This is a genomic window from Streptococcus sp. 53, from assembly GCF_013276565.1.
Lineage (GTDB): Bacteria > Bacillota > Bacilli > Lactobacillales > Streptococcaceae > Streptococcus.
On sequence record NZ_VMLG01000004.1, the window covers coordinates 238,765 to 264,951 of the forward strand.

Consider the following 26,187-nt stretch of genomic DNA (forward strand, 5'->3'; position numbering starts at 1 on the left):
TTTTCTCATTACTTACTCAAATTTTGCTTGCAGGGAAACACTTATCTTCTAGTATAGTGCAGAAAAAGAAGGCCGTCAAGCCTTCTTTGGATTTATTCTTCTGCTTCGTCTTCTGTAAACTGACTGTTATAGAGGTCAGCGTAGAAACCAGCTTGCGCCATCAGCTCATCATGATTTCCTTGCTCGATGATATTGCCATCTTTCATGACGAGAATCAAATCAGCATTTCGGATGGTAGACAAGCGGTGGGCGATGACAAAGGAAGTTCTTCCCTCCATCAAACGATCCATGGCTTTCTGAATCAATTCCTCTGTACGGGTATCAACAGAAGAAGTCGCCTCATCCAAAATCAAGAGTGGCGCATCTTTTAACAAAGCACGAGCAATAGTTAAGAGTTGTTTTTGCCCGACAGACAAGGTCACTGTATCATCCAAGACTGTATCGTAACCATCTGGTAGTGTCATAATAAAGTGGTGAATCCCTACAGCCTTGCTGGCTTCAATCACGCGCTCATCACTGATACCTTTTTGGTTATAGATAAGATTGTCGCGAATGGTTCCTTCAAAGAGCCAAGTGTCCTGCAAGACCATTGAAAAGGCATCGTGTACTTCCGAACGCTTCATCTCTTTGGTATCCACACCATCGATGCGGATACTTCCCTTATCAATCTCATAGAACTTCATCAAAAGATTGACAATAGTTGTCTTACCAGCCCCAGTCGGTCCGACAATCGCAATCTTTTGACCTGCATGAGCGGTCGCAGAAAAGTCATGGATAATAGTTCGCTCTGGTGTGTAACCAAAGGAAACTCTATCAAAGACCACTTGACCTTTCACATCGCTCAATTGTCTTGCTTTATAGAATTCATCTTCCATCTCCTCTTCAGCTAGAAATTCAAAGACACGTCCCATGGCCGCACTAGCCTGCTGAAGACTGGTAATTCCTTGGGCGATTTGTGAAAGAGGTTGAGAAAAGATACGAACGTAGGCCATAAAGGCAACGATAATCCCGATACTGATGTGTCCATTTAAAGCCAAGGCTGCACCAACGATAATCACCAAGGCATAGCTAAAGTTCCCAATAAACATCATAATCGGCATCATAATCCCTGAAATAAACTGAGATTTCCAGATACTATCATACAGACGATTGTTTAATTTCGCAAACTCTTCTTTCGTACTCTCGATAGCATTGTAACTGGTCACCACATTATGGCCAGAGTACACTTCCTCCACATAGCCATTGACAGCTGCCAAATCCTGTTGCTGACTCTTAAAGAAGCCCTGGGATTTGCCCATAAAGACAGACACGAAAGCAAAGCCAACAAGAGTTGACACAACCGTCACCAAGGCCAAAATCCAGTTCATCCCAAACATGGTTACCAAGACTGCTAAGACCAGTAAAGTGGATGAAAGAACTGTTCCCAGACTTTGATTAAGGGACTGGGCTGCAGTGTCAACATCATTGGTTACACGAGACAAGGTATCTCCTTGAGAATGTCCATCAAAATATCCCAATGGAAGGCGATTAATTTTCTCTGCAATCGCTGTTCTCAAACGCTCTGAAAAACGTTGAATGGCTGTTGTAAACAGAAATGCCTGTAAATAATTTGATAAAAGTCCGATCACATAAATCACAGCCAAAAAACCACCAATAGCTGCAACCGCCGCGACATCCACACTTGTTTCCAAACCACTGGCAATAATATTAGTCATTTCCTTGATGCGAGTCGGCCCATAAACAGTAATGATATTGGATAGGATTGTTGCTAGAAAGGCTATCAGAAGGGCAAACTGGAGGCCTGCAAGATAGGGTTTACTCTGTTTCCAAAGAGACATTTTCTTATTTTCCATGTTCCAATTCCTCCTTCGATAGTTGTGAATAGGCAATTTCTTGGTAAACTTCATTATTAGCTAGAAGTTCCTTGTGGGTGCCTTGTCCCACGACTTTTCCTTGATCCAAGACCAAAATCAAATCAGCATCCATAATCGTTGAAATACGCTGTGCGACGATAAGCTTGGTCATAGACTTGGTTTTCTCTGCTAGCTCTTGGCGTAGGACACGATCTGTCTTGTAGTCCAAGGCTGAGAAGGAGTCATCAAATATGAGGATTTCTGGCTTCCGAGCCAAGGCACGCGCAATTGCCAGACGCTGTCTTTGACCACCTGAGAAGTTGGTTCCTCCTTGGGCCACTTCTGAGGCCAAGCCAGCTTCCTTGTCTTCGATAAAGTTCTTAGACTGGACCAATTCCAAAGCTTGCCACATAGCTTGCTCACTAAGCGGTGTTTCTTGACTCTGTCCAAAGTCCAAATTGCCCTTGACATCACCTGAAAAGAGAACCGCTTTCTGAGGAATATAACCAGCCTTGTTGCGCAAATCTTCTAGAGCATAGTCTTGAACATTGACACCGTCCACCAGAATTTCTCCTTCTGACACATCGTAGAAACGTGGAATCAGATTGACCAGAGTAGATTTACCAGAACCAGTTGACCCAATAAAGGCCACTGTTTGACCAGCGTCTGCTCTAAAGCTAACATGCTCAATAACCGCCTCCGAATTTGCCGCATAGCGGAAAGTCACATCCTTAAATTCGACCTGGCCTTTGAGGTTTTCATCAGCCAGCTGCACTTGAGCAGGGTTTTGGATAGAAGAATGCAAATCTAAAACTTGATTAATCCGATTGGCAGAGACCATGGTTCGGGGAAGAACGATGAAGAGTGCTCCCATGAGAAGGAAGCCCATGACAACCTGCATGGCATAAGACATGAAAACAACCATGTCACTAAAGAGAGGCAGACGCGCTGTTGGAGCAGCATCGTTGATTACATAGGCCCCAATCCAGTAAATCGCCACACTCAAACCACTTGAAATCCCCATCATGATAGGATTCAAAATAGCCATAAGACGGTTGACAAACAAATTCAAACGTGTCAGCTCATCATTTGCTGCTGCAAATTTGTCATTTTGGTAATCTTCTGCATTGTAGGCACGAACGACACGAATACCTGTTAAACTCTCACGAGTGATACTGTTCAGTTTATCTGTCAACCCCTGAATCAAGGACTGTTTTGGAAAGGCTAGCGTCATCAAAACTGTTGTCATCAAAACATTGACAATCACTGCCACAAGCACAGCCCAGAGCCAATATTCTGAATGTCCTAAAATTTTCCCGATGGCCCAGATAGCCATGATCGGACCACGCGTAACCACTTGTAGGCCCATGGTAATCAACATCTGAACCTGAGTAATATCATTGGTAGTACGAGTTAGAAGACTGGGAATAGAGAATTTCTTAATCTCTGTCTGCGAGTAGTCTAAAACTCGGTTAAAAATATCACTTCTCAGCCTACTAGTATAAGAAGCAGCTACTCTGGACGCAAAAAATCCAACTGCAACTGAGAACAAGAAAGCCAGAAAGGACATTCCCACCATCATACCTGCTGGTTGCCATAACTCATCCAAGTTGGTTCCTTGACTTCCTAGCAAATCCGTAATTTTAGAGATATAGGTCGGCACTTCCAACTCCAGATAGACCGAAAAGCAGGTAAAGAGAATGGCTAGTAAAATCATCCCCCATTCTTTTCCACTAATTCGTTTGGCTAATTTCTTCATTCTCTCCTCCTATTCCCTTGATATTTTCCTGTAGTTGACTGAGGACTTTCTCAAAGATCAGTAATTCATCTTTATCTACGCCTGCCAATAACTGCTTGTCTATGCGTTCAAAAAAGGCCTTAACCTGTTGCATCTGAGAACGTGCTTTGTCCGTCAAACGAACAAATTTTGCCCGCTTATCGCTAGGACTCGCCTCCAATTCCACCAAACCATTTTGCACCATACGCTTGACCAAATTACTAGCAACAGACTTGCTAATATTGAGTTCCTGCTCGATATCTTTAATCAAGACCAAGTCTTGGTTTTTCTCACGATTATCCAAAAAACGCACAACCTGACCTTGAGGCCCACCCATAAATTCAATACCACAACGTTTGGCTTCCTTTTGCACCATCAGGTGAATCTGATGACCAAAACGCTTAAAGACTAACATCGGTTTATCCATACTAACTCCTTTCTAACCATTACATTTAGTTCTCCTAGGAACTAAATAAGTTTTCATGAGAACTATTTTACCACTTTGAAAAGAGATGTCAAGAAAAAAAGTTTCCTAGAGAACTATTTTCTTGATCCAAAAAATCCCAAGTGATTTTTTCACTTAGGATCATATTCTCTAGGTTAAATTAGAAGCCGTCTACGTTTGTGTAGATTTTTTGTACGTCTTCGTCGTCTTCAAGGACACTGTAAAGTTTTTCAAAGGTTTCAAGGTCATCGCCTGACAATTCCACTTCTGACTGAGGAATCATTTCCAATTCTGTCACTTGGAATTCTTCGACACCTGACTCACGGAGGGCAACGATAGCCTTATGAAGGTCAGTTGGAGCTGTGTAAACTGTGATTGTACCTTCTTCTGCTTCTACATCATCCACATCCACATCTGCTTCAAGCAATTGCTCAAAGACTGCATCGGCATCTTCACCTGCAAATACGATAACTCCCTTGTTGTCAAAGAGGTATGAAACCGAACCTGAAGCGCCCATGTTTCCGCCGTTTTTACCAAAGGCTGCACGGACGTTGGCCGCTGTACGGTTGACATTCGAAGTCAAAGTATCAACAATCAGCATAGAACCATTTGGTCCAAAACCTTCGTAACGTCCTTCTGTAAAGGTTTCGTCTGTGTTTCCTTTAGCCTTGTCCAAAGCTTTATCGATAACGTGTTTTGGCACTTGGGCTTGTTTAGCACGGTCGATAACGAATTTCAAAGCTGAGTTTGATTCTGGATCTGGATCACCTTTTTTAGCTGCTACATAGATTTCTACACCAAATTTTGCATATACTTTAGAGTTAGCTCCATCTTTAGCCGTTTTCTTGGCTACGATATTGGCCCATTTACGTCCCATTAGGAATCTCCTTTTTTCACATTTTAATCTTTCTTATTATAACACAAGTTTTTTCGATTTTCACTAGAGGAAACGGATTTTATTAGCAAATACAGCTAGGAGAGCACTTTTGTTGCCAATATTTCCTTGCCTTTCCATCATTATCAACATTCAAAAAACAAACTAGACCATTATCTGAAAATAGAAAATCTCAGCCAAGTTTGACAAAGTCCGCTCAAGCTACTGTTTTGAGTTTGTAGATATAAGCAACAAAAACAATCATACTGCACCTTTTGTTGACAGTCTACTCCAGACATATGATAGTTCAAGTAAATACTTTGAAATTCAACAGTTCTTATAGGCACTATTGTATTCTAAGAAATCAATAGAAGAATTTCTAAACAAAACCATAATTTATGTGTTCCTGAAACAGAAATTTATGCTCTTTTTGATTTCACATGATACTGAAGTTAGACTAGTACACTGGCACTTCTAAAACAAGCAAAAGGTAGCTCATTCCCTGTATAGCAAGGAGTTTCACTACCCTTTTTACTTTTTCTTACAGCTACGGTTTGATAGACTAATTTTAACATCACGAGCATACTCCAATGGAAATCGCTAGGCAAGAGATAAACTTTCAGATATTCGCAGAGAGATCATCGCCTCTTTTTGTCGCAAACATTCTTCTCTCCTAATCATTTTCTACCTTATCCTCTACCTGAGGATAAAGAGTCGTTCCCCAAATAGAAATCGTCCGCTTACGCACTAGTGGCAAATCGGTTTTTTCATAAACCGTACGCCACCATTCCCAGGCAAGTCCGGTACACTCTCTAATTTTGATAGAGAGATTGCGAACATTCCCTTTCAAAGGAATACTAGTGGTAAAATGAGCCGTCAAATCCTGCCCATTTCTGTCCCAAGCCTTAGGAGTCAAAACTTCTTTACCTTGATAATCATAGGATAATTCATCCCAAGTAATGTAATATTGAGCAACATAGGCACCACTATGATCCAAGAGTAAATCTCCGTTTCTGTAAGCTGTCACCTTAGTCTCAACATAGTCTGTACTGTTTTGAAAGGTCGCAACTACATTGTCCCGTAAAAAAGAAGTTGTATAGGAAATCGGCAAGCCTGGGTGATCTGCTGTAAAGCGACTGCCTTCTTGAATCAAGTCCTCTACCATATCCACCTTGCCTGTTACAACTCGGGCACCCGAACTTGGGTCGCCCCCTAAAATAACCGCCTTCACTTCTGTATTGTCCAAAATCTGTTTCCACTCTGTCTGAGGAGCTACCTTGACTCCTTTTATCAAAGCTTCAAAAGCAGCCTCTACTTCATCACTCTTACTCGTAGTTTCCAACTTGAGATAGACCTGACGCCCGTAAGCAACACTCGAAATATAGACCAAAGGACGCTCTGCAGAAATTCCTCTCTGCCTTAAATCCTCTACCGTTACAGTATCTTGAAACACATCTCCTGGATTTTTAACAGCATCTACGCTGACTGTATAATAAATCTGCTTAAAATTGACAATCTGAATCTGCTTTTCGCCCGAATGGACAGAATTAAAATCAATATCAAGAGAATTCCCTGTCTTTTCAAAGTCAGAACCAAACTTGACCTTGAGTTGTTCCATGCTGTGAGCCGTGATTTTTTCATACTGCATTCTAGCTGGGACATTATTGACCTGACCATAATCTTGATGCCACTTGGCCAACAAATCGTTTACTGCTCCGCGAACACTTGAATTGCTGGGATCTTCTACTTGGAGAAAGCTATCACTACTTGCCAAACCAGGCAAATCAATACTATAAGTCATCGGAGCACGATCGACCGCAAGAAGAGTGGGATTATTCTCTAACAAGGTCTCATCCACTACGAGAAGCGCTCCAGGATAGAGGCGACTGTCGTTGGTAGCCGTCACGGAAATATCACTTGTGTTTGTCGACAGGCTCCGCTTCTTTCTTTCGATAACAACAAACTCATCGGGTAGCTGATTCCCCTCTTTGATGAAACGATTTTCAATACTCTCTCCCTGATGGGTCAAGAGTTTCTTTTTATCATAATCCATAGCTAGTATAAAGTCATTTACTGCTTTATTTGTCATCTTCTACCTCCTAATAAGTTCCTGGATTGAGTTGCATAAACTCAGACTTGTTCAGCGAAATCAGCCGTGGTTGGACTAAGTGATCCAAAATTTCCTCGTACAATTCTTCTGAGACATTGCGTCGCCGTCTGGCTAGATAAGAAGTCGGAATGACCGTATTATCCAACATAAATACCTTATCTAAGTCAATCAAGGTTGGTCTTGTAAAAGGATTACGAGCTAAATCCGGCTCTTCTATCATAAAGTTCTTGACCAAACGTCTGGTCAAGAGAGCTGGTTTGAAGGTCTGATTTTTAACCAACTCTTTGTTTTTAGTCATGCTGTTGTCAATACAGATATACATATGATTCTTCACAGCCAAATCGCTACTAATACTTGGAAAAGGCAAATAAAGAGCTACAACATCTCCTCTCTTAATCAAGCAAGAGCACCCCCTTTTCTCCTAATGTAACATAGACAGGATTGACCAAGTCTTCTGATTGACTCAGAATTTCCAAAGTTTGAGTTTGGCGCCCTGTCAATTTAGTAGCATCTTGCCTCTTCAATACAAAATGCTTGTCGCCAATTACCTTGACACTATAATCCTTCTCCAAAGCTGACTGGTAAATCCACATCAGATCTTGTCTGTCCTGAGAACTCAAGAGAGAAGGATGTTCAAGTCTCCCTACAGCCTGATAAAAATCAAAAACAGGAGCTAACTCTTGCCAATCTGACTGGCTAGTTGTCAAGGCTAGAAAAAGGGCTTTGCGAGCTGATACTTCTTGGTTAGCCTTGAGAGTCCCCTTGCCCTCCAAGTTTTTTAGAAAGTGGGAAACTCCAGAAAGCAAATCTTTCTCTAACTGCGAGAAATAAAAACCTTGCCTTCCCAGACATAAGTCTCTCAAGTCGCTTTCTCTAGCAAATAAGAGTTCAAACATTTGATAGTAAAAGAAAAATATCTGGCACTGAGTCGCGCTCATCTTTTCCTTATCGGCTTCTTTTTTTAACCAGAGCAAGGGCAATAGGTAGCTGGATTGAGACATTTCCTTCACCTCCTACTCTTTTTTCTCTGGAGCATCTGCACTAGCTGCCACTTCTTTTGACTGGATACTTTCCCACTGGTTGATTTCCTCTGAGATAAGACCTTCGCATGTCTTGACAAATAGGGCAAAAGCCTTGGTCTTTCCTGCATATTTCTCCGTTTGGCATTGATAGAGGAATTTTTCTCTCTCCAGGAGTTGTGCAGTTTTTTGGTAAGAAATCCAGTGTTCCTTGGCATTATACAAATTGAGAATCCCCTCACACAGCAAGCCTAAACTGGACAAAGCAACCGAAATCAAACGGTAGCGATCACCTGGCATAGGAATAGCACAAAAAACAGCTATGAGAAAACCTGCCACGATTTCTGTTATTTTTAATACCTTATAGCGTCTACGATGTTGAACGCTTTTCTTTAAAAAATGAGCTATCTGTACGTCCAATCGATCTGTCAGGTACATTTCTTCTGGCGTCATATTCGTAACCCCTTTCATTTACTTTGATAATCATAGTATAACATATTTGAATATCAAAGTATAGTAAAAACTGGACTATAACTTATTATAAAATCCAAATATGAAATATTTGTGAAATAAGGGAAAAATATCACAAAAAGGATGGAACAAAAATTTCAAAATGATAAAAACGCATAATACCTTGCCTTAAAAAACTTGATATTATGCGTTTTATCAGAGAAAGATTTTCTGAATGTTCACCTCAAATTGAGTTTTTCCAACATTCTATCAATCACTATTCTAGCTGGCTTCTGACTAGTCTAGGCTTTGCTTATCTTACTTATCTTAACTGAGCAAGAATAGCTTTGAGTTTCTCAATCAACTCATCTTCTGTGTGGTCAGACTCTTTCTCATTGGCTAGGAAGGCAACTGCTTGAGCGAGAGCTTCTCGTGCTTGGTCGAGAGCTTTCGCATCTACATTTGTAAGGTCGCTTTCTTGCAGAACCTTAGTCAATTCCTTGGTCAATTTCTTGAGTTCTGACTCTTTCTTACGACGCGCGATGAGGAAGAGAAGGAGACCAAGAAGGGCGAGCAGACTAGCAATCATCGTACCGTATGGAAGATGACCTTGTTCTTTCCTTGTTTCTTGCATTTCTTCTTCATCCTTAGTCGCTTGCTTGCCTTTCAAGGATTCGAGTGCTTCTTTGATCTTAGCAGTCATCTCTCTCAAGCCTGCCTCTGTCAAGTCAGCATTTCTAAGGGCTTCTTGACCCTCTCCGAGAATGAGCTTCGCAGCGTCGATGACAGATTGATCAATACCATCCAAGTCTTTCAAACGAGTTTCCAAGTCTTGAATCAAATCTCTTAAGACGGATTTATCAACCTGTTTCTCTTGACTCGATTGAGCGCCTCCAGCAAAAGCTACACTTCTACGGCTACGGGCTGGAGCCATCACAGAACTTCCAGATAGCCCTCGTGAAGACTCTGGTGCTGTCGCATTTCCTGCTCCCCTCTGTTGAGCAGATGGAGCAGTAGCTTGATTTGTCGAATCTTCTGAATGAGCTGGAGTGCTTGCTTGAGCCTGTCCAACAGTAGACGATGAAGTAGCAGGGGTGGTGTTGCTACTATCGTCGGTCGTCACACTAGGCGCTGGAGTGTTGTCACTGTTATCTGGTGTCACACTGTTGCTATTGCTGTCAGCAGGGGTGGTAGTACCGCCGTTGTTAGTATTAGCACCGTTGTCAGGACGTGGAGTTGGTGTTGGGTTTGGACGAGGAACCATTCCTTGATCTGGTTTTTCATCATTTGAAGAATTATCATCATTATTAGGAACTTGATTTACAAGCTCACTTCCTGGAATTGTATGAGTGATTCCTGTTGTTGGATCTGTCACTGTTGCGGTGCCGTCGTCTCCTACTGTTACTTCCTTACCTGGGTTCTTCGCTTTGACTTTGTCTGCCACTTGTTTTTTCTCTTCTGGAGTTAAGTGCGCTTTGTCTTTTACTGGAACCTTATCGGTTGGTTTCACTGGGGTGAAGTCTTGTCCCGTAACTTTGACAGTCACATTCACTTCATTCGTTGTGCCATCTGGATAGGTTACCACTACAACACCTGCTTTGTCCCCTGGAGGATTTGTCTTACTTGTATTGGTATCTGGTTTATTACCTGGTTTCCACTCATAAGTCGTGTCGTTTGGTAGGTTGTCCGTATTCACACTATTTTTGGCTACTGGCGTTTCGCCTCTTGATACCGTTTGTTTTTTTGGTGTTGGATTATACTTCTTATTTTGTGGGATTGCCGTTGGCACAGGTACTTGACGCTCATCACTAAGATCACTATTCCCATAGTATGATTTAGCTTTTACTTGTGTTCCAACCTTGGCAGTTCCTTGTTTAACAATAAACGAATTCCCTAAAACTTTAATTCCAGTATCATTACTTGACCATTTTCCATTCCCAGCATCACGTTTTAAGATTGCAGTTTTACTTTCCCCTTTAGCATTCGTATAAGAAAGTTCTACCTTATCTACATTTTTATTTTGATCAGAATCAGAATTCTGATAAGGAGTTACTGTTACTGTTCCTTCATCACTAGATGTAACTGTCGGAGCATTCGGCTTTTCTTGTAACCCTCTCGCCATGAAGTACATAAGAGCTTCATTATTCTCAAGCGATCTCATACCCGCTCCATAATAGATTGGGGCATACGGTGTGTTTGTATGAGTTTTATAAGAAAGTTGTATTTTCCCATTGCTAAGGGTGAAATAATATAATAAATCAGTATTCTGTTTTAATCCCTCTATAATTTTCTTTGATTTTTCATAAAATTCTTGAGAAACTGCTGCTGAGTAGGACCATCTATGGAATCTATCTTGAGTAGGTCCTAAATAATAATACCCATCTGAATTCCTACTATCAGTAGGATTATCTCCAACTCTCTGACTCTGACCAGATTTAGCTAGAAAAGTAGTATTCGTCACATCTGTAAGACTTTTGAAATTATTATCAAAATCTGTCGGACCTACAGCAGAACCATAAGTTGCTTTTCCTGCTTGTATCGTTTCTTTTATGCTCTCTCCCCATTCCTCGTTAAAACTACGACTTCCATTAACGGATGAGTTGGTATGTCCCCCATGTGTCCTAGTAACTGCCAATGTTTGTGTAATAATATGTCCTTTCGGTAATGTAAACCAATAAAAAGCATTCTGGTGATTTTCTTCTTTACTATTAAAAGTCAAATCCCATTGAAAGTCACCATTACCTAAATTTGTAACAGTAATCTTAGCCTCATTCACAGCATCACTTACTGGCACTAAATTTTTATCAGTAGGCTTTTCAGACTGTCTTCTTTTCATCGCATACAAATACGTCTCAGCAGGAAGACCTATTCCGTCCTCTTTTCGAACAATATACGCCCTTTTTGTATTTAGCACCGCTGGTGTAGCTCTCAGATAGGATCCTTGTTTCATCGGTTTACCATTTAACAAGTCACGTTTCCCAGAATTTTCGCGACTAATCGCTAAGAAAAGTTTCTTCTCAGCTTGTTTCCCCTTTTTAAGGAGTTCTTCAATTTCAGTTGGTGTTAGCTGAGGTTGTGATACACTAGCCTCAATTGATTTAACAACTTCTTCTACTCCTTCTAAAAGTTTCTTAGTCTCAGGACGTGTGATTTCATTTGCCTGTATCAGATAGGCAGACAAATATTTTGAAATCGTTTTCAACTTTTCTTTGTTCTGATTATCACTAACTTCTGACTTTGAAAGTTTAGTTGATGGAGTCCTAACTTCTCCATTAGTTGATGCTACAGGATTCTTCTCTAGGACTTTTGTAACAGCTTCCTTTGGAGTTAGTACAGTCCCCTCTGGAGCAGTCAACGTAGTGTTTGTCAGACCTGCTTTTTCTAAGACTGTAGGAGTTGAAACTTGAGGTGACAAAGCTTCCTTGACCCGACGAGTCAGGTCTTCCATGAGTTTAACTTGCTCGTCAACTTGCGCTTGCGTCGCATTTGGGTCGTCCAAAACTGCCTTAGCTGCTGCTAGACGCGATTCCACTTCATCGTGGAGCGCTTTCATGGAGCTAAGAGTTAGTTTTTCCAACAAAGCTTCTAGGCTTCCTTTGATCGATTTAGCTGCACTTGTGTCGGCTACTGGATCTGATTCTTCCTGCTTCTTTTCTTCCGCCACCTGAGGAGTTTCTTCTTTATCGTCTATCTTAGTCTCTGGCTGAGAACTTTTAACTTCAGCTTCCGATTCTTCTCGACTTCCTTCTTCAGCTTTAGCATCTTGCGCTTTTATCTCATCCGCAGGCTTACCTTCAGCCGGCTGTTCGAGCACAGTCTCCTTCCGCTCTCCTTCATCCGACTCCTGTGGTTCCCCATCTGAATTTCCAGCAGATCCAGCAACTACATCACTGGCTGTTGCCGAAGATACCGCAGGTGCCTGCGCTTGCACCCCATTTGCAAAGAACATCAGAGCTGCAACCGCAACGCTAGCAGCCCCAAAATGGTATTTACGGATGGAATAACGGAAAATTTTCTCTCCATTACCATCATTCTTTTTCTTGAACATAAGTGAATCCTTTCCTCGCCTGAGGGTTTCTCCGAGCTTAGAAAGCGCGCAAAAAGCCGACAGACGATAATATATCAACTCTATACTAACACTTCTGATATACAAATCAACCCCCTCGCTGATAGTATAGAGTCAGAAAATGCAAGAAAAAAGCGATATATATATGCACAGACGTATAAAACCTGTTGATACAACCTATTTTTTAACAAAGAAACAACAATTATACTACATTTATATATGCACTTTCTCTACCATGCTAATATTACATTTTTGTTACATTTTGATTACACAAACATTTCAAAATATGTGATAGAAACCTGAGTATTTTATAGTAATTCCCTTCCTATCAATTAGATCAACCAGTTGAGTGTTGAATGTTGAAACACCCTAGCCTCAGCAAAGGACTATGAGCAGCATTTCCTAGCCACTAGGACGCTCCAAACCACCTATTTAAGTCCATCATCATAGCTTGGTCGGTAAAATACAGACTGCAAGGCGACGCTGACGGGTTTGATGAGATTTTCATTGAGTATAATTTTAACTTCTTACTTTTCATTCCTATTCCTTAAATAAAAAGCTCACTAAAAAAGTGAGCAACATTTCCAATGAGATACTTCTGTTGACGAGCGCGTCTCTCCGCCCCCTCATTGCCTTGCGAAGAGGCTTGGCGAATCGAAAGGAGGTGTTTTTTCCTGTTTTCAATTCTACTTATTTTTGTACATTTTTTTAATTTTATCAAACAAAAAAACGCAAGCCGAAGCCTGCAAAAAGTTTTTTTTATAACCATTTAATTTCTTTCACATCTGTTTTACGAACTTTAGCATATTTCTTAGCGCTTGTAAAATGTAGAGTAACCGGTTTAAACACTCCACTTTTATCTCTTCGTAAACCTAAAATTGCGGATCTTTTGTTTCTATCTTCAAAAAATATGACGTCCAACTTCATAGTGTTTTTAGATAAATCTTTGGCTAGGATACAACAACTTGTTATCTTAGAATAGAAGATATCACCGATAAAACTATACAAAGATATCCTTTCTATAACATCGTTGTACATGGGATTATTTTTATATTCTTCCAAAATAAAAACACCAGCTTGAATAGCAGGTATTGTTTGACTAGCATAATCTCGTGTGATTTTGTGCAAGCCAAATAAATGATGTAAATCAGTCAAGCAAAAATCTACTTCGAAAGTCTCTAAATACTTATAATTCGTTGATACTTGACATGTTTTTCCATCGAATTTCTCTTGATAATCTAAAATACAATCAAGTAATTTCAACGACAAACTCCATATTTTCTCAAAATAAAAAAAAGCACGGGGCAGTTCTCACTACTGCCCAAAGTGGATGATTAGAGTCGGCTTCTCTAACTCCCTATGTTGTGCTTATTAGGCTTATCGCAAGGGAACAGTTTTTAGCTCTGCCAAGCCACATAGCGTGCTTACTACTATGTGTCCATGTCTCCATGGATTGCCGAGCGGTTTAACGACGTTTTGGGAGTCGGGATAACGAGAAAAGTGATACTTTTACGTTTTTTCCAACTTAATTATGACATCTTTCTTTAAAAAAGTCAATATTTATCGCTTTCCTTAACGAAAAAAATCCCACAAGAACGAATCCTGTGGGGAGATACACATTTTAGAAAAGCTTTCCTTTATTCTACTATTTTTCTTGTATTTTATCATTCAGTATGATAAAATACAAGTTTTTTGATAAAACAACTAAAAACTACTCGCTATCCCCTCTCACATCACCCCACATATCGTTTGATATGCGACTGATAGTTCAGGAAAACTTCAAGGACAACTTTTCTCTCATCCCCTATGTAGGTCATCTCTACTCTTATAGGCTCAATTTGACACTTTTCTTCTTCGAATTGCTCATATACCTACTGAATAGTGAGTTCGATTTATCCAAATTTATTTTTGTCTATTTTGATGAATACTTCCACGAAGATAGTCTGAAAAAGAAGCCGCCCCAATTTTCCTTCTCTTTTTAAGCATATTATTCCAGATATGATTGCCCTCTTGTTCAGTAATAAATTACGCTTTAAACGCTTCAACCAGTATATCTCCTGTTGTCATATGTTCTAAAGAAAATTCTTCTACATATGGTTTAACATCTCTTAGGTTATTACTTCCTAATATCCCATTATGCTTTTTCGCTAAGGAAATAGAAGCCGCTTCTCCCTTACCAATAACCTTGTTACTATCATGATTTCTTGTTAAATTTCTATATAATTCGTATTCTTCAGTTCCAATGTCTATGCTCACAATCTCAGCCGAACCCTTAGCTACCAACTGGTCTATCCTAGATTTTAAATGGGGGATTGTAGGTATATTGATTTCATCATACACCTCTTGTGGAATAACAATTTTACCCGAATAGAGCTTTTCTAAAAGATATTCAGTGCCAATCCATAAAAATGCTGAAATACAATCTGTATCAATAAATACACGACTAGTCAAACGACAACTCCCCCTCTTCATCTAGCCCATATACAATATCATATCTGAAAGCATCTAGTAGCAGTTCCTCATACTTCCCTTGCGAAATTCTGTTATTTTCTAAAAGTTGTTCAGTCGATTTAATATAGTGTCCTAATACCATTTCCTTTTTACTTTCTGACAAAGGACGATATAAACTTGTATCATAGCCTAATCTTGAAGCTGTCTCTATAACACTAATATCCATATTTTTAATTTCTTCTGCATCAAGGTATCCATCATTCCTCAATCTATATAACATAGCTTTATGACTGATACCATAAAACTGACCCAATTTTATAATATCTTCTACTTCAAGATGAGTTCTATTGGCATTTTCTCTGATTTCCTCAACCATCCTATACAGTGAAGATGGGGAAATTAAAAAATAAGAAGCAAACTGATCCGCTTTTCTTTCAGTTTCATCTCCTTCACCAATCAAGATAAGACTGACTGAACTCTTCTTCACCTCATCATAATAAAGATGATACAGTTCATGTGCTAAAGAAAATCTTTGCCTTCCTAATGACATGTCTGAATTGATTACAATGAGACTGGACCGAGTTCCTTTATAACAGACTCCGCTAATATTCTTTCCGAGTCCATAAAATACCAGCGTCAAATTTTCTATCTTTTGTACCAATTTAAAAATATCTATCGGCGCTTCACCATCAGCTCCCAACTTTTTTCTAAGATTTGAAGCTTTATTACTTAAATCCATTTTATCAATCATTTATTTTGTCTCCAATAGCTGATCTATCTCAAATTGATTCAATACAATTTTATTGATTTTCGCTAAAACTTTAAGATCTTGGTCTACTATTTTATTTTTTCTAAACGATATGACACACTGTTGTTCAGCTTGTTCGCCAAACAAAAGATACTCAACCGTACAGCAAAACAGGGCAGATAGTTTCTCAATAACATCCGACGTGATATTCCTTTCACCTTTTTCCATTTTGGCAATCATGCTTTGATTCAAAGACAAATATTCAGCAATCTTATCTTGAGTAAGATTTGAAGATATTCTAAGTTCTTTTATTCTTTTTCCAACATCACATACATTTATCATATTCATACACCTCTCATAAAAAGAATAGCACACCCTTGTCATAAAGTCAATTTTTTAAATAAAAAAAATATGACAAAACAAGGAAGCAATTTATTGATACTGCTTAAAAATCCAAAATTGATGATATTAAACCTATTTGATGAGTTCCTATCAAAAATCGTATCTTCAACCTCAAAACAGTACTTAAAGCTATCCGACTCGGTTTACATTGTCAAATTTAGATTTTATTTGAGCATAGCTTTCTAGTTTGCTTTTTGATTTTTATTTAATATAGTAGCAAAAATTGAAGGAAATATCTCCACAAGAAAACGCATACTATTAAGCTTTTTCAAGACCTAATAATATGCGCTGTTCTGATTTGAAAGACATTCCATTATTATTTTACTGTTATCAAGCCTTCAGGCTCGACTGTAAATTCTGGTTTTTCTGCTATCGTACCATCTTCTTTAAGGTAATACCATCCATCATTTGATTTGACAAAGGCATTAGAAACCATGTCCCCATTTTGACTATCAAGATAGTACCAAGTCTCCTTGTACTTGATCCAGCCTGTTTTCATAGCACCTTCTCCATCGAAATAGTACCACTTCTCAGCGATTTTCTTCCAACCTGTAGCCATTTCGCCTGACTGGTCAAACCAGTACCAGTTGCCGTCTATGTGCTTCTTCCAGCGGTCTGCAAGCATATAGCCTGAACCGTCAAAGTAATACCAGGTACCATTGACTTTCTCAAACTTATCTTTTGGATAAGAACCATCTGAGTGTACATACCAGGTACCAGTATCGTTCTGTTGCCATCCTGCTTCAATCGTCAAGCCGTTTTCAATATCCTGCTTGAATTGCTCACGGCTAATACCCCATTTGGCAAGATAAGGATAGGGGTCAATGTGATCTGAGTTGTTGTCAGGTTGGTTATTGGTGCAATATTCGTGTGTCTTGATACCTGCCAAGTCGTCTGTATCAAGTGTTTTCGGTATACCAGCTTCATCCGCTAGATTGCGCAAGAGTTCGATATAGAGACGATAGTCAATCAGAAACTCTTCTTTTGATTCATGGCTTTCAATCAGTTCAACTTGTGCATAACCTTCTGCATTCCAACCGCCCCCAACGTCCCAGGCACCATTATCAACAGGTCCTACCTGCATAACACGACCATTACCGACTACGTGAGAAAAGAAGCCCAATTCAGGATCTTTTCTGTAATGGTAGTCAGCCTCATTTTGCACCGTTGAGTTACGGTTGCCTGTGGAATGGGCATGGACTTGCCTATATGGTTGCACGCCGACTTGAGGCAAATCTGTTCTTAATTTACTCACATCAATTTCCATATTCTACTCCTTATCAATTAAAACAACTTATTTTTTTACAATCCAGAGCTAGAAACTCCTTTATTTCTACCTTACAAAGAAGACAATCTTAGTCACGATTAGGCTTGTAGATAGAACTTCAAAACGCACTATTTTGACACTGTAAATAGGACTGACAAGGTCTGCATTCTATCTACAATAACACCCCAGACTAAAAAGCTTTTCAAAAGTATATTTTTACAGTCTCTATATGTCCTTTTAATAAATACATTATATCATATAAAAGAAGTCAAAAGTATATTAAACTATTTTCAAGACCAAACTAAAAGAGGAGAACACAAGTTTTTTCGATTTTCACTAGAGAAAAGAGATTTTATTCAGCAAATCGAGCTATGATGACACTTTTGTTACCAAGATGGCCTTACCTTCTTTTATCAAGGGGTGACGAAACAGTGAGAAATACAGTTGGATGGTCATGGCAACCCAGATTAGGGGTTCGCAAAGAATAACTCCTCTATAGCCTGCCCAAGGAATAATCAAAACTACAAAAGCAATTTTCCCGATTAGTTCGATAAAGCTAGAAACCAGAGGAAGAATCTTTTGCCCCAAACCCTGCAAACAATTGCGATAAATCAACAAGAGACTCAAAATGGGGTAAAAAGCTGAGCTGATTTGTAGATAAAGACTTCCATTTTCTACCAAGTAGCTATCCGTCGAACTAGCCAAGAAGGAAACCAAGGCTGGACTGGCAAAAAAGAGAAAGATACAAACAAAAACTGCCCAGGACATACTTAAACGACTGCCGATTCGAAGACCTTGAACAATGCGGTCAGGTCGCTTAGCTCCTAGATTCTGAGAAGCAAAGGTCGTCATCGAAGCAGAAATAGCGGTCATAGGAAGAAGGGCAAAGGCCATGATGCGGCGAGCCGCCGTTTGAGCACTAATAATCACTGCACCAAAGGTATTAACAGAAGACTGTAAAATCACACTGCCGATAGATACAATTGAACTCATCAAGCCCATAGCCAAACCTTGCTCCAAGAGATCCGCGTATAAGGCCTTGTCCCATTTGAAATGCTTGAGTTGAGGCAAAAGTTCTGGCACACTCTTACGGATATAATAAAAACAGAGAACCGCTGATAAGCCTTGCGAAATGATGGTAGCAAGTCCCGCGGATTGAACTCCCAGATGCAGTTGTGTAATAAAATAGAGATCCAGAACCACATTGACAAGAGCAGAAAAAATCAAAAAACCAAGCGCTGCCAGACTGTCCCCAATGGACCGCAACAAACCTGCAAAAAGATTATAAGCAAAACTGACACCAACACAGGTCACAATCATAGAAATATATTGATAGGACTGGGGAAGAATTTCTGCAGGAGTATCTAGGTATTGCAAGAGAGGATACAAACCAAGAAAGCCCAGCAGCATAACTACAACACTCAAAAGAGCACCTAAAATCCAGGTGGCTGCTACTGCTTCCTTAATTTTTATAAAATTCCGAGCCCCGTAATAACGGGCAATGACAATTCCCATGCCATTGCCAACACCAAGAGTGAATCCTACAATCAGGTCAAAAATTGCTGTCGTCGCCCCTACTGCAGCCAAGGAATCTTGACCCAGAAATCGCCCAACAATCAAGACATCAGCAGTGTTATAGAGCTGTTGAAAAATATTTGATAGCAAGATTGGGAAGGCAAAACTCACAAGCGAGGAAAGAATAGGACCATGAATCAGGTTCACTGTTCGTTTTTTATTCATAAAGCTATTATATCAGCTTTCTAGAGGAGCGACAAGAAACAGCAAACTATGCGTGAGCTGAAAACCAGAAAAAGACAACGAAAAAGCAGCGGATTTTCTCCACTACTTTAACAGCTTATTCTTCAATTTCGATTTCAAGTTCATCACCTAAGTCAAGTGTGACTTCTTCATTCACAGAATCTGCTTGAACTGCTTCTTCTTTTTTAGCTTCAACACCTTCTACAGAAGCTTCTTCTCCATCAATCAAGCCAAATTTAGAACGGACTTGCTTATCAATTTCATCAAAGATTTCTGGGTGCTCTGCCAAGTATTTCTTAGCATTCTCAGAACCTTGCCCAATTTTTTCATCTTTGTAAGAATACCAAGCCCCTGCTTTTTTGATAATATCCAAGTCGCTTGCAATCTTCAAGAGTTCACCAGTCTTAGAAATTCCTTCCCCGTACATAATTTCAACTACGGCTTCCTTAAACGGTGGAGCTACCTTATTTTTTACAACCTTAATCTTAGTTTCTTTACCGACATTGGTTTCTTTTTGGTCACCAGTTCCCTTAATTTGTGTATTACCACGAACATCCAAACGCACTGAAGCATAGAATTTCAAAGCACGTCCACCAGGTGTTGTTTCTGGATTTCCAAACATGACCCCAACTTTTTCACGCAATTGGTTGATAAAGATAGCAATTGTTTTGGTTTTATTGATAGAAGCACCAAGTTTACGCATGGCCTGACTCATCATACGAGCCTGCAAACCAACGTGGCTATCTCCGATATCTCCATCAATTTCCGCACGAGGTACAAGGGCCGCAACTGAGTCGACCACGACAAGATCTACAGCACCTGAGTCAATCAATTTTCCTGCAATCTCAAGACCTTGCTCTCCTGAGTCTGGTTGTGACAAGAGCAATTCGTCAATATTGACACCAAGGGCCGCAGCATAAGCTGGATCGAGGGCATGTTCCGCATCGATAAAGGCTGCAATCCCACCTTCTTTTTGCGCTTGTGCAACTGCATGAAGGGCAACCGTTGTCTTACCAGATGACTCTGGTCCATAGATTTCGATGATACGTCCCTTAGGATAACCACCTGAACCAAGGGCAATGTCAAGAGCTAAAGAACCTGAGCTCATCACTTGCACCTTTTGCTCCGCACGTTCACCCAAACGCATGATTGATCCTTTACCAAAGTCTTTCTCAATCAATTTAAGAGCGTCATTCAAGGCCTTTTCACGTTCTGCCCCAAATTTTTTTGAAATTTCATCTAATTTTTTTGGTTTTTTCGCCATTCTATTCTCCTACATTCTAATGGTCCTCAGACCTATCTACTATTATATCAAAAGTTAGTCACTTAATAAAGCCTTGCGAACTAGGTTAAAGGCATGCATAACAGCAATGTGACGTACATCTGCTCGACTTCTGCCTCCAATATTCACCTTGATGACCTCAGTTCCATGCTCCTGTGCCAAGCCTATGAAGACTGTCCCAGCTGGGTGCCCTTCTAGACTATCTGGTCCTGCCACTCCAGTCAAACTAAGGCCAAAATCAGATTGAGTCTTGTTTCGTGCCTGCTCAGCCATCTTCTGTGCTGTAAATTCAGATACCACACCGTGTTCTTCCAAATCCTTGGCAGGAATATCCAACATTTTTGATTTTTCCTCCAAGCTATAGGTCACAAAACCACCCTTAAATATACTTGAAGCTCCTGGAAAATCCGCTACCCTAGCTTGGAAAAGACCCGCCGTCAAACTCTCGGCAGCCGTGATGGTTTTCCCTTGTTTTTTCAGTTCTTCTACCACAATGCTGGCTAAACTAGTTTCTTCCCCATAACCATAACAAAGGTCTCGTAAAGAAAGTCCTTCAAAGGTCTGGCGATCCAAAATTTGATGTTCCAAAATATCCAACGCTTGATTCGCCTCTTCTTGACTGCTAGCCTTTGTTGACAGACGCAGGGTTACCTCTCCTGTCTTGGCATAAGGTGCCAATGTAGGATCGGTCTGATTATCAATTAAATCAGCCAAAATCGTAACCAACTGACTTTCGCCAATCCCAAAGAAACGAAGAACTCGGGAATACAGCTTGCTCCCTGTCATCAACTTGGGTAGAAGTTGGTTTAAGACCATAGGCTTCAATTCACTTGGCGGACCAGGAAGGACAACGTAGGTCACTCCATCTACTTCTAGTATTCCTCCCACAGCCAGCCCCGTTTCGTTTGGCAGTGGAGTCGCTCCTTCTACAATTTGGGCTTGTCTTTCGTTATTCGGTGTTCGGGCATAATCTGGTCGCTGGGCGAAAAAGACATCTAACTTCTCCTGAGCCTGAGGATCGAAGACTAATTCTTTCCCTAAAAATTTAGCCAGAGTTTGTTTGGTCAAATCGTCCTCAGTCGGCCCTAAACCACCTGTCAAAATCACCAGACTGCTACGTTGACTGGCAATCTCAAGTAAAGTCAAGAGACGAGCTTCATTGTCTCCTACAGCCGTCTGAAAATATACGTCCACTCCAATCTCAGCTAGTTTTTCTGATAAAAACTGAGCATTGGTGTTGACAATCTGTCCTGTCAAAATCTCTGTTCCAACAGCAATGATTTCTGCTTTCATGTTTCCTCCTACCTATCTATTCGTATTTTTTTGAAAAAATCGCAGGAATTTTCCTACGATTGATTTTTTATTTGTATCAAAAGTTAATTATCTTCATCACCAACAGGTGCTCGTCCAAATAAATCTTCAAATAAGACCGCATTGGTTTCAAGCTGAGTGACTTCTTCTTGTCCCAAAGAACGTCGGAGTAGATTTTGCATTTCCAACATATGAGCTCTCGAAACAATCTGGTAAGAAACACCTTGAAGCATCTCTCCTTCACCCTGCAACTGCTGAGTTTCAATGGTTTTAAATGAATCTTTATAGCCTAGCAAGTTAGGAATACTTTTTGCAGATAAATCAATATTGGTCTGCATATTGTCACTCAAAGCTTTTAGAATCTCTTGATAATGACCAACGCTATTTAAACTGAGAGCTTTTTCCATGACTTTTTGAATAACTTCACGTTGACGTTTTTGACGACCATAATCTCCCTCAGGATCTTGGTAACGCATTCGTGCATAGACTAGGGCTTCTTCTCCCCCAATATGTTGCTCCCCAACACCGATAGAAATGGTATTAAATTCTTCTTGGTCACTGATAGAAATTGGGAAACCTAGGGTATTATTGACTGTAATACCACCTACTGCATCCACTAGTTTTTGCAACCCTTTCATATTAACCATCACATAGCGATCAATATGGATATTCATCATTTTTTGAATGGTTTCTATAGCAAGCTCTGCTCCACCATCTGCATATGCTGAATTCAGTTTCGCTTCATGAGCCTGACCATTCCCTGATTCAATGCGCGTCAGAATATCCCGTTCTAAACTCATCATCGTTGTTTTTTTAGTTTTAGGATTCACTGTCATCAAGATCATGCTATCACTTCTACCGACCCAAGTTTCAGTTCGTTCAGCATTTCCGGTGTCCACTCCCATTAACAGAATGGTCAAAGGTTCAGTCGCTTCGATAACCTTGGTTTCTTCTCCAATTTTTTTATAGGTTTTAGCTAAGGTTTCTGTCCCTTGTTGATAAATAGTATAAGCAAAAATACCTGCTCCTACTACAGTTACAGAAAGTAAAGCTAGCACCATTCCAATAATTTTTTTAACCATATTTCTACTAATCTATCAGTTTACCCATCAAGTAAACATCGATAAATTTCCCTTCTTCTATATATGCTCCACGCTCTTGGCGACCTTCAATGACAAAGCCATGCTTTTGATAAAGATGGACTGCTGCTTGATTACGAGTTTGGACAGTCAGTTGGAGACGACGCAGAATGCCACTTGCTTGTGCCCACTCTATCGCTTCTTCTAGCAACAAACTTCCCAAGCCATTATTCCAATATCTTTTGCCAATCACAATGAAGAAGTCTCCAATATGACGGACTCTCTTGCGCTGGTCAGCTGTAATATTTACAATACCAGCAATTTTATCATTTAAGAATGCAAGTAAGGTTATCTGATTGTCCGAACTAGCTTGCTTGTTGAGGAATATTTCCATCTCCTCACTGGTCAAGAGAATACCATCTCTGTCTAGGCTGGTAAAATCTGTCTCCAAACTTACACGATTTAAAAAGAACACTAATTCAGCTGCATCTTTAGGCTCTGCTTCCCTAATGAGCAATTCATACTCCATGTTGAAGCTCCTCTAAAAGCTTTTCTGCACGCAAACCCTTTGCTTGAAAATGTAATCTGCGACCGTCTTCTTCTTTTAGAATTTCCAACTCTAAATAAGTATCTGGCAAGGCATCTCCTAAGAGATTTCCCCACTCAATAACAGTCACGCCTCCACCAAAGAGAAATTCATCCAAGTCGATAGAATCCGCATCTCCTTCAATACGATAAACATCTAAATGGAAAAGCGGAAGACGCCCCTCATACTCTCTTACGATAGTATAGGTTGGACTCTTAATCATTTGAGAAATCTGTAAACCTTTAGCAAGTCCTTTAGTAAAGGTCGTTTTACCTGCACCCAGTTCTCCAGTTAAGATTAAAACATCATTCTTTTCTAATAGATGACCCAAACGCTCCCCTAAGGCTTGTAGCTCTTCTTCATTTTTTGTGTACATATTCTTATTATACCAAAAACTTTTCTTTTGTGTCTATTTTCCTACTAAACTTATACTCAATGAAAATCAAAGAGCAAACTAGGAAGCTAGCCGCAGGCTGTACTTGAGTACGGCAAGGCGACGCTGACGTAGTTTGAATTTGATTTTCGAAGAGTATTACCATCATAACATCCATAAAAACAAGCTTTCTCTAAAAGAAAATGAGTGTAGCAATGACCAATACAAGATCTCGGAAAATATGACCATAAAAGGAAACTTCCTTTTTAACCGAATTTGGGACAAGATAGGCTGCAAAAAACAAACCCAGTCCAATATAAATCAGAAGTGAGACAATGGTCATTGGATTTCTTAAGAAGAGAAGTGTTGCTAAAATAGTCACCAACACTGTCTTTTTTCTATCTAGCATAGCAAGCAAATCACGCATGTATTTTTTCAAGGGTAAAAAAATCAGCAAATCTAGCCCAAATAGAAAGAAAAAGGATGGCAATAAAAAGTCAACTAATTCTTGCTGCAGCGTATTTTTGATGAACAAGTTATCTGACAGGACAAGAACAGCTCCTAACAAATTAATTAAGAGCAGGATACTGTAAAAAAGCTTCACTGACTGCTTACTGGCTAGGACACTATGGACTTCTTGCTTACGGGTATAAAGATAATTTACTCCAGCACAGATTCCTGAAACGAAGACCATACTTCCGATGAAAAAAGCTGTACTTTGTTTAAAGGACAAGATGCATTCCTTCCATAGAAAACAGCTACTCAAACTAATTTGAATTAAAACTAACAAAAATAAGATTCTCATTGATTTCATCTTTTCTCTCCCTTCCTACCAATCATTATACTCGGAGAAAAGAGAGAACTGTTTTCAATCTTCTCAAATGTCTCTTTTAGACGCTAAACAAACACGTGAACTGCACCCCAAAAGTTAGACAGAAAAAATCTAACTTTTGGGGTGTTTTTATTATGAAATTAACTTATGATGATAAAGTTCAGATCTATGAACTTAGAAAACAAGGATATAGCTTAGAGAAGCTTTCAAATAAATTTGGGATAAACAATTCTAATCTTAGGTATATGATTAAATTGATTGATCGTTACGGAATAGAGTTCGTCAAAAAAGGAAAAAATCGTTACTATTCTCCTGATTTAAAACAAGAAATGATTCATAAAGTCTTACATGAAGGCTGGACTAAAGATAGAGTTTCTCTTGAATACGGCCTCCCAAGTCGTACGATACTTCTTAATTGGCTAGCACAATACAAGAAAAACGGGTATACTATTGTTGAGAAAACAAGAGGGAGAGTACCTAAAATGGGACGTAAGCCAAAAAAGAGACCTGAAGAGAGGACAGAATTAGAACGTCTTCAAGCAGAAAATGAGTACCTGAGAGCGGAGAATGCCATCCTAAAAAAGTTAAGAGAACTCCGATTGAAGGAGGAAAAAGAGAAAGAAGAAAGACAGAAATTGTTCAAGAATTAATGACTGAGTTTTCGTTAGATATTCTTCTAAAAGCCATTAAACTAGCTCGTTCGACCTACTACTATCACTTGAAACAGCTAGATAAACCAGATAAGGATCAAGAGCTTAAAGCTGAAATTCAATCCATTTTTATCGAACACAAGGGAAATTATGGTTATCGTCGGGTTCATTTAGAACTAATAAATCGTGGCTATCTGGTAAATCATAAAAGAGTTCAACGCTTGATGAAAGTACTCAATTTACAAGCTAAAATGCGACAGAAACGAAAATATTCTTCTCATAAAGGAGATGTTGGTAAGAAGGCAGATAACCTTATTCAACGCCAATTTGAAGGCTCTAAAACAATGGAAAAGTGCTACACAGATGTGACAGAATTTGCCATTCCAGCAAGTACTCAAAAGCTTTACTTATCACCAGTTTTAGATGGTTTTAATAGCGAAATTATCGCCTATAATCTTTCAACTTCACCCAACTTAGAACAAGTAAAAACAATGTTGGAACAGGCATTCACAGAGAAGCACTACGAGAATACGATTCTTCATAGTGACCAAGGTTGGCAATACCAACACGATTCTTATCATCAGTTTCTTGAGGGTAAGGGAATTCAAGCATCCATGTCACGTAAGGGTAACAGCCCAGACAATGGTATGATGGAGTCCTTCTTTGGGATTCTGAAATCGGAAATGTTTTACGGTTATGAGAAGTCATTTCAGTCGCTTAAGCAATTGGAACAAGCTATTGTAGACTATATTGATTACTACAACAACAAACGAATTAAGGTAAAACTAAAAGGACTTAGCCCTGTGCAATACAGAACTAAATCCTTTGGATAAATTAATTGTCTAACTTTTTGG

22 protein-coding genes are annotated in these 26,187 nt (G+C 39.6%); 1 reads left to right on the forward strand and 21 read right to left on the reverse strand.

Annotated elements, in window-relative coordinates:
- Positions 1-92 precede the first annotated feature (92 nt).
- The 21 genes from HT722_RS01730 to HT722_RS01835 form a co-directional block, all read right to left on the reverse strand.
- Positions 93-1,853 (reverse strand): ABC transporter ATP-binding protein, encoded by a 1,761-nt coding sequence (locus tag HT722_RS01730; protein ID WP_173277158.1) that lies wholly within the window; start codon positions 1,851-1,853, stop codon positions 93-95.
- Positions 1,843-3,612: an ABC transporter ATP-binding protein gene (locus tag HT722_RS01735; protein ID WP_173277160.1), complete on the reverse strand. Its 1,770-nt coding sequence runs from the start codon at positions 3,610-3,612 to the stop codon at positions 1,843-1,845. Before HT722_RS01735 ends, HT722_RS01730 begins: the two co-directional genes overlap by 11 nt.
- Positions 3,587-4,057 carry a MarR family winged helix-turn-helix transcriptional regulator gene (locus HT722_RS01740; RefSeq protein WP_000360537.1) on the reverse strand — a complete coding sequence of 157 codons (471 nt, stop codon included), beginning with the start codon at positions 4,055-4,057 and terminating at the stop codon, positions 3,587-3,589. Before HT722_RS01740 ends, HT722_RS01735 begins: the two co-directional genes overlap by 26 nt.
- Before the next feature lie 178 nt (positions 4,058-4,235).
- Entirely contained in the window at positions 4,236-4,952 is a 717-nt protein-coding gene (locus HT722_RS01745) for a YebC/PmpR family DNA-binding transcriptional regulator (protein ID WP_000532883.1), read from the reverse strand.
- Positions 4,953-5,622: 670 nt separating this feature from the next.
- Entirely contained in the window at positions 5,623-7,038 is a 1,416-nt protein-coding gene (ply, locus tag HT722_RS01750) for a cholesterol-dependent cytolysin pneumolysin (RefSeq protein WP_166735376.1), read from the reverse strand.
- A gap of 10 nt (positions 7,039-7,048) precedes the next feature.
- Complete coding sequence (locus HT722_RS01755) at positions 7,049-7,459, reverse strand: hypothetical protein (RefSeq protein ID WP_000595751.1); 411 nt, start codon at positions 7,457-7,459, stop codon at positions 7,049-7,051.
- A complete protein-coding gene (locus tag HT722_RS01760; RefSeq protein WP_173277164.1) occupies positions 7,452-8,060 on the reverse strand; it encodes a hypothetical protein in 609 nt (202 codons plus the stop codon). The genes HT722_RS01755 and HT722_RS01760 overlap by 8 nt, the downstream gene beginning before the upstream one ends.
- A 12-nt stretch (positions 8,061-8,072) precedes the next feature.
- On the reverse strand, positions 8,073-8,531 hold the full coding sequence (locus HT722_RS01765; RefSeq protein WP_031222784.1) for a DUF4231 domain-containing protein: 459 nt from the start codon (positions 8,529-8,531) through the stop codon (positions 8,073-8,075).
- Between the two features lie 319 nt (positions 8,532-8,850).
- Complete coding sequence (locus HT722_RS10390; protein ID WP_240146908.1) at positions 8,851-12,576, reverse strand: Rib/alpha-like domain-containing protein; 3,726 nt, start codon at positions 12,574-12,576, stop codon at positions 8,851-8,853.
- 777 nt (positions 12,577-13,353) lie between these two features.
- Complete coding sequence (locus HT722_RS01780) at positions 13,354-13,863, reverse strand: PBECR4 domain-containing protein (RefSeq protein ID WP_345789568.1); 510 nt, start codon at positions 13,861-13,863, stop codon at positions 13,354-13,356.
- Positions 13,864-14,619: 756 nt separating this feature from the next.
- Positions 14,620-15,045: a hypothetical protein gene (locus HT722_RS01785; protein ID WP_173277167.1), complete on the reverse strand. Its 426-nt coding sequence runs from the start codon at positions 15,043-15,045 to the stop codon at positions 14,620-14,622.
- Positions 15,038-15,784 (reverse strand): ImmA/IrrE family metallo-endopeptidase, encoded by a 747-nt coding sequence (locus tag HT722_RS01790; RefSeq protein ID WP_319637072.1) that lies wholly within the window; start codon positions 15,782-15,784, stop codon positions 15,038-15,040. Before HT722_RS01790 ends, HT722_RS01785 begins: the two co-directional genes overlap by 8 nt.
- 12 nt (positions 15,785-15,796) lie before the next feature.
- Positions 15,797-16,141, reverse strand: a complete 345-nt coding sequence (locus HT722_RS10635) for a helix-turn-helix transcriptional regulator (protein ID WP_001056000.1) — start codon at positions 16,139-16,141, stop codon at positions 15,797-15,799.
- Between the two features lie 370 nt (positions 16,142-16,511).
- Entirely contained in the window at positions 16,512-17,462 is a 951-nt protein-coding gene (locus tag HT722_RS01800; RefSeq protein ID WP_050971449.1) for an N-acetylmuramoyl-L-alanine amidase family protein, read from the reverse strand.
- A 369-nt stretch (positions 17,463-17,831) separates the two neighbouring features.
- The gene (locus HT722_RS01805; RefSeq protein ID WP_173277169.1) at positions 17,832-19,202 is read right to left on the reverse strand and encodes an MATE family efflux transporter; all 1,371 of its coding nucleotides are present in this window, start codon (positions 19,200-19,202) and stop codon (positions 17,832-17,834) included.
- A gap of 115 nt (positions 19,203-19,317) precedes the next feature.
- Positions 19,318-20,484: a recombinase RecA gene (recA, locus tag HT722_RS01810; protein WP_050243130.1), complete on the reverse strand. Its 1,167-nt coding sequence runs from the start codon at positions 20,482-20,484 to the stop codon at positions 19,318-19,320.
- 54 nt (positions 20,485-20,538) lie between these two features.
- Positions 20,539-21,795, reverse strand: coding sequence for a competence/damage-inducible protein A (locus HT722_RS01815; protein WP_173277171.1), 1,257 nt, complete (start codon positions 21,793-21,795; stop codon positions 20,539-20,541).
- A gap of 83 nt (positions 21,796-21,878) precedes the next feature.
- On the reverse strand, positions 21,879-22,895 hold the full coding sequence (locus tag HT722_RS01820) for an LCP family protein (protein WP_000239274.1): 1,017 nt from the start codon (positions 22,893-22,895) through the stop codon (positions 21,879-21,881).
- Between the two features lie 7 nt (positions 22,896-22,902).
- A complete protein-coding gene (locus tag HT722_RS01825) occupies positions 22,903-23,421 on the reverse strand; it encodes a GNAT family N-acetyltransferase (protein ID WP_173277177.1) in 519 nt (172 codons plus the stop codon).
- The gene (tsaE, locus tag HT722_RS01830; protein ID WP_061439986.1) at positions 23,411-23,854 is read right to left on the reverse strand and encodes a tRNA (adenosine(37)-N6)-threonylcarbamoyltransferase complex ATPase subunit type 1 TsaE; all 444 of its coding nucleotides are present in this window, start codon (positions 23,852-23,854) and stop codon (positions 23,411-23,413) included. The genes HT722_RS01825 and tsaE overlap by 11 nt, the downstream gene beginning before the upstream one ends.
- A gap of 190 nt (positions 23,855-24,044) precedes the next feature.
- On the reverse strand, positions 24,045-24,665 hold the full coding sequence (locus HT722_RS01835) for a hypothetical protein (RefSeq protein ID WP_173277180.1): 621 nt from the start codon (positions 24,663-24,665) through the stop codon (positions 24,045-24,047).
- Between the two features lie 152 nt (positions 24,666-24,817).
- Here HT722_RS01835 and HT722_RS01840 point away from each other — a divergent pair.
- A protein-coding gene (locus HT722_RS01840; RefSeq protein ID WP_173277183.1) for an IS3 family transposase occupies positions 24,818-26,166 on the forward strand; the annotation gives its coding sequence in 2 pieces (ribosomal slippage) (positions 24,818-25,259 and positions 25,259-26,166; 1,350 coding nt in all).
- The last annotated feature ends 21 nt before the right edge of the window (positions 26,167-26,187 follow it).